This window comes from Streptosporangium sp. NPDC006013 (assembly GCF_040614275.1).
Classification (GTDB): Bacteria; Actinomycetota; Actinomycetes; order Streptosporangiales; family Streptosporangiaceae; genus Streptosporangium.
Window position 1 is genome coordinate 1 of the sequence record NZ_JBEXUE010000662.1, and the last position, 4,504, is coordinate 4,504.

Annotated in this window: 3 protein-coding genes; 2 read left to right on the plus strand and 1 reads right to left on the minus strand. The window is 52.6% G+C overall.

The genetic code is table 11. The features are described 5' to 3' along the window. Positions 1 to 598: 598 nt before the first annotated feature. A complete protein-coding gene (locus ABZ260_RS47285; RefSeq protein WP_355631498.1) occupies positions 599 to 982 on the plus strand; it encodes a hypothetical protein in 384 nt (127 codons plus the stop codon). A gap of 260 nt (positions 983 to 1,242) precedes the next feature. Beyond that, complete coding sequence (locus tag ABZ260_RS47290) at positions 1,243 to 3,480, plus strand: restriction endonuclease (protein WP_355631501.1); 2,238 nt, start codon at positions 1,243 to 1,245, stop codon at positions 3,478 to 3,480. 120 nt (positions 3,481 to 3,600) lie between these two features. Here ABZ260_RS47290 and ABZ260_RS47295 read toward each other — a convergent pair whose 3' ends face one another. Then, positions 3,601 to 3,930 (minus strand): hypothetical protein, encoded by a 330-nt coding sequence (locus ABZ260_RS47295; RefSeq protein ID WP_355631504.1) that lies wholly within the window; start codon positions 3,928 to 3,930, stop codon positions 3,601 to 3,603. Positions 3,931 to 4,504 lie beyond the last annotated feature (574 nt).

A 4,504-nucleotide genomic window follows, 5' to 3' on the forward strand; every position in this document is an offset into this window, starting at 1 on the left:
GGGGATGGAGGGGGCAGGGGAAAGAGGTGCGGGTCCGGGGAGGGTCGCTGTGGTCATCTCCTCACCGGCCACCACAAGGGATGCCGGGCCAGCCCCACCAGGTCAAGCCGTCATCGTGCGAGTAGGGCAACCAGTGGGCAAGGAAGGTCACCGGGAGCAGGTACACGCGAATGACGGCATGACCTGGTGTGTCCGCCCCGGTATGGCTACGCCTGCCCGGCAAGGAGATGACTACAACACCTCACCTTCGTGAATAGGGTGCCGTAGCCTGCCTAGGGTGAAGACTTATGGGTTGTTTCTGGACGATCGACTAAGTGGCTTCTGCATCTACTGCGGATCAGCCCCTGATACCAGGGATCACGTGCCCCCGAAAGCATTCCTGGACCGCCCATACCCAGAGAACCTCCTAGTCGTGCCCTCTTGTCAGGGCTGCAACGAGGGTGCTTCTCTCGACGAAGATTACGTTGCGTGCCTCCTTGAGGTAGCAGCATGTGGAAGCACGGACCCAACGAAACTATCTCGTTCGCAGATCGCTGCAAAGCTAACGGACAAGCCGGCGATAGCAGCACGGCTAGCACTCTCGCTCCAAGATACGGGTGTGTTCGAACTGGCCGGGGACGACATGGTACGTGTCATGCGAGTCATCGAGAAAATTGCTCGAGCACTGTGGGCTTTTGAAGTAGGGGAAGTGGACCCTGCTCTGCGTACTACTGTCCGCCTGACCCCCGTCAGCGTGTTCGAGCCGGATGAGTTGCAAACGTTCCGCGATCTCGCCGAACCGCAGCTTTTTCCCGAGGTGGGTAGCAGAATGATGTCTCGTATCGTGCTGGCAAACAGCGAGGCTCTGACTAACTCCTGGGAGAATGTTCAAGAGGGTCGTTTCGCCTATGCTGCACAAGTTTTTAGCTCTAAGGGCCAGGTCAAGATGATTCTATCTGACTTCCTCGCCGCTGAAGTCGATCTGGAGGCAGTCACCTGCTGAGGGCAGCTGTAGACGGGCAATCGTGAGTGCACGGCCCGGTTATGGAGCACTGCTGGCCAGCCTGGAACAGTGCAGACATGACTAGTCGGTCTAGCTTGCCAGGCCCGTTTGCCACTTCGTTCGTGAATCCCGAAGCGAACGACTGTTGCAGAGTAAGCGAGAGATAAACTCCGTTTCGAGTCGTGCTATGCGAGGGAGGGGCGCCTCACCTTTAAACCCAGCTTTATGCTACTCCAAGCTACAAGAGATGAGGAATCAGGATGGACCTCATGGACCTCCGCAAGTTGACTGACTTCGATTTCGAGTGCCTCTGCAAAGACCTTTTCGAGGCAGCGCTCAAAATCAGATTGGAGATTTTCACAGCCGGAAGTGACGGCGGCATCGATCTGCGATATATGGACCGGCATGGAAAAAAGATAATCATCCAATGCAAGCATTGGATGAAAAGCGGTAGAGCCAAGCTCGTTCAATACATGTTGAACAAAGAGCTCCCCAAAGTGAAAATACTTAAGCCGACACGGTACATCATTGCATCTACGGTTGAAATGACCACAGATGCAAAAGATAAGCTGTATGCATCGTTCGATCCATTCATAATTTCGCCGAGCGATATCTTCGGAGTTGACGAGTTACTGTCTCTTATAGGGGACCATCCGGAGGTTGTGAGGAAGCACATACGGCTCTGGCTCAATGATGTCAATATGCTTGAAGCCGCGATCTCTAAAAATATTTTGTGGCGGTCTATGCATTTTGCTGACGAAATACAAGAGACATTGAAAACATACGTGTCTACTAATAGCTATAGATATGCACTGAAGGTGCTCGATACAAACCATGTCTGTATAATCACAGGAGGTCCAGGAGTCGGTAAGACGTCTTTGGCGCAAGTGCTCAGCGCGTACTACGCATACTCGGGTTATGAACTCGTTGAGATCTCAGAGAACATCGAAGACGCTTATCGAATGTGGAATGCCGACGCAAAACAAGTGTTCGTCTATGACGATTTTCTAGGACAGAGCACCCTTGAAGATAAGCTATACAAAAATGAGGATGCTCGACTAATTGCATTAATGAGGCGAATTGGCAGGGATCCCAAGAAAAGATTCGTCTGCACAACGCGTAGTTACATTCTAGCTCAAGGAAAGAATCGTTATGAACGCCTCGATCGTGAGAATTTCGACCCAATTACCTGCGTTGTAGATTTGGATTCATATAACCGAGAGACGAAGGCGAGGATTCTTTACAATCATACATTTTGGTCGAAATGGCCGACCAGGGAGAAGGCGAGTCTAGCTCAGCCCGAAAATTATCGGAAAATCATCGATCATCCAAATTTCAATCCACGGGTCATATCTGACGTCCTGGGCACATCTTACGATTCCACCTGGGGTGACGTCACTACGCAACTATCGGCCAGCTTGGATGATCCCACGCATGTGTGGAGGCATATATTTGAGAACCAGCTGACAGAAAAGGAAAGAACGCTTCTTGCCACTCTATTCTCTCTCGGCGGAAAATCGCTCCTCGAAGATGTGAAAGAAGCACTATTGTCTCAAGCTGACTGGGATACTCCCCAACTGAGGCGTAGCCTACAGATTCTCGACGACACTTTCATTAAGATATATTATGAGCAGTCGCGTCAATATGTGGAGTTCAATAATCCCTCTGTGAACGACTTCGTCATTCGAAAAATGAAGGACGATAGCAGCTTGCTAAGACGCGTCCTGCTTAACGCTCGCTCGTTTGATCAGGTTGCTAATATTTGGCTCTACCATCCTAACTCAAACACTTGCGACCAGGGTGAGCTTGAAATTGATCTGCGCCCCTTGTCTCGTGAGATTGAAGAAGCTGTTTTGGCAACTCTAGACGCGTCTAAAGATTTAACGCGCGGACTGGTCGGCCGTCTAGCTACCGCGCTCGACATTTCTGACAAATTGAGCCTTCCTCGCCTTGGTGAGTGCATAGCGGTTCATATCGGCAAGCGGGGCCGCATCTATGATGGACAATATGAAGATATTGCAGATCTTATTAGAGCGACTGCCAGCTCCCCGAATCCGCAGATTCGCAAGCACCATAGGTCTGTTCTTATGGAAGGCCTTTCGGCTCTGTTTAATCGTGACCGCAGCAAGAAAGGAGTATTTATAGCAGCTATTTACGCACACGGGCTGGCCAAGTTCGTAGATGAGGCGATACTGCGCGATATCGATGATCAGGCAACAATGCGGGCCGACTACCTTATGGAGCTCTACGAATTCGGTTCACTTGACGATGAGCTCGACGATAACGAGTTCACGGCTGCACTCGAATATATGGGTATATTCTCGAACTTTTATGACCGCTGGCCGGGATCTAATGAAGCTATGGACGACTATGGCATTAAGGCCAATAGTGCTGACGCCGAGGGGGGTGAGGAGGAGGATGACGTTGATCCTGAATGGTCAGACGGACTTATCTATACGATCATGAGTTTTTTGAACCAAATCGATGATCAAAATTAGATTGGTTGCCGTGTCAGTCTTTTCTAGAGCTTGTTTCTCTGAAAAAGAGCGCCGCCTATTATCTCCATCAGAGTGGGCAACCATAAGAGCGCGAAGGCAGGGAAATAGAGGGCCATCGGATCACGAGGCAGGGTCGGTGGCATTCTCGTCGCCGGGCACAGGTTCCTGTTCTGTGGGCAGGAGTAGATCAAGCGCAGTTGATGGCAGATCCTCAGGTGGATGCCTCCAGTCAGAGATCTGTGAGAAGTCCACCGTGCCGCCAGGGAACTGCGCTTGATTGAAGGTGACCGTGCCGCTGGCGAATCGCGCATCGGCAAAGAAAATCACGCTACCGGAGAACGTTGCAAGGATGAAGGTGACCAAACTGCCACAGAACACCGCACTACCGAAAGTGATATTGCCGCCGGAGGACTGCGCGCCGTTGAAGGTGACCGTGCCATCGGAGAACACTGCACCGCGCCGAGAATCAGTCCACCGGCGGCAGCTGCGGCAAGTGTGAGGGCGATGCCCAGCGCCACGGAGATCGGGACTATGCGGATCGGGCGTGCCACCGACATGGAGCGGCGGCGGGTAGGGAGGCGCGGCATACGCCACACAATGCCTGTATCACAGCCAGTCATCAGCAGATCGGCTCAAGATTCGTCGAGCGCCCACTGTTTCGCATCGAGAAGTAGAGGTGTCAGCGCTTGGGACCACACGTTGTGCACGCAGCCCAATAGCCTGCACTTCACTGGACGTCATCCATAGCTACCTGAAAGCCGATGAGCTGCAAAAACGCCTACCCCAACGTCCTGGGGGTCAAGGGAGCCAATTTGGGGAGCCAACGCCTTCAAACCAGCTTCGACCGCTTCCGACCTAACCGGAAGTTTCCCCAGGCGGGAGGCTCCCTGTCCGACGCCGTCAGATCTCCCCGGACACCCAACTCGTGGCTGGGGGTCAAGGGGTCGCAGGTTCAAATCCTGTCGTCCCGACCAGGTTTTTGCTGGTCGGTAGGGGTTTCGGAGTTTCTCCGGAGCCCCTTTTT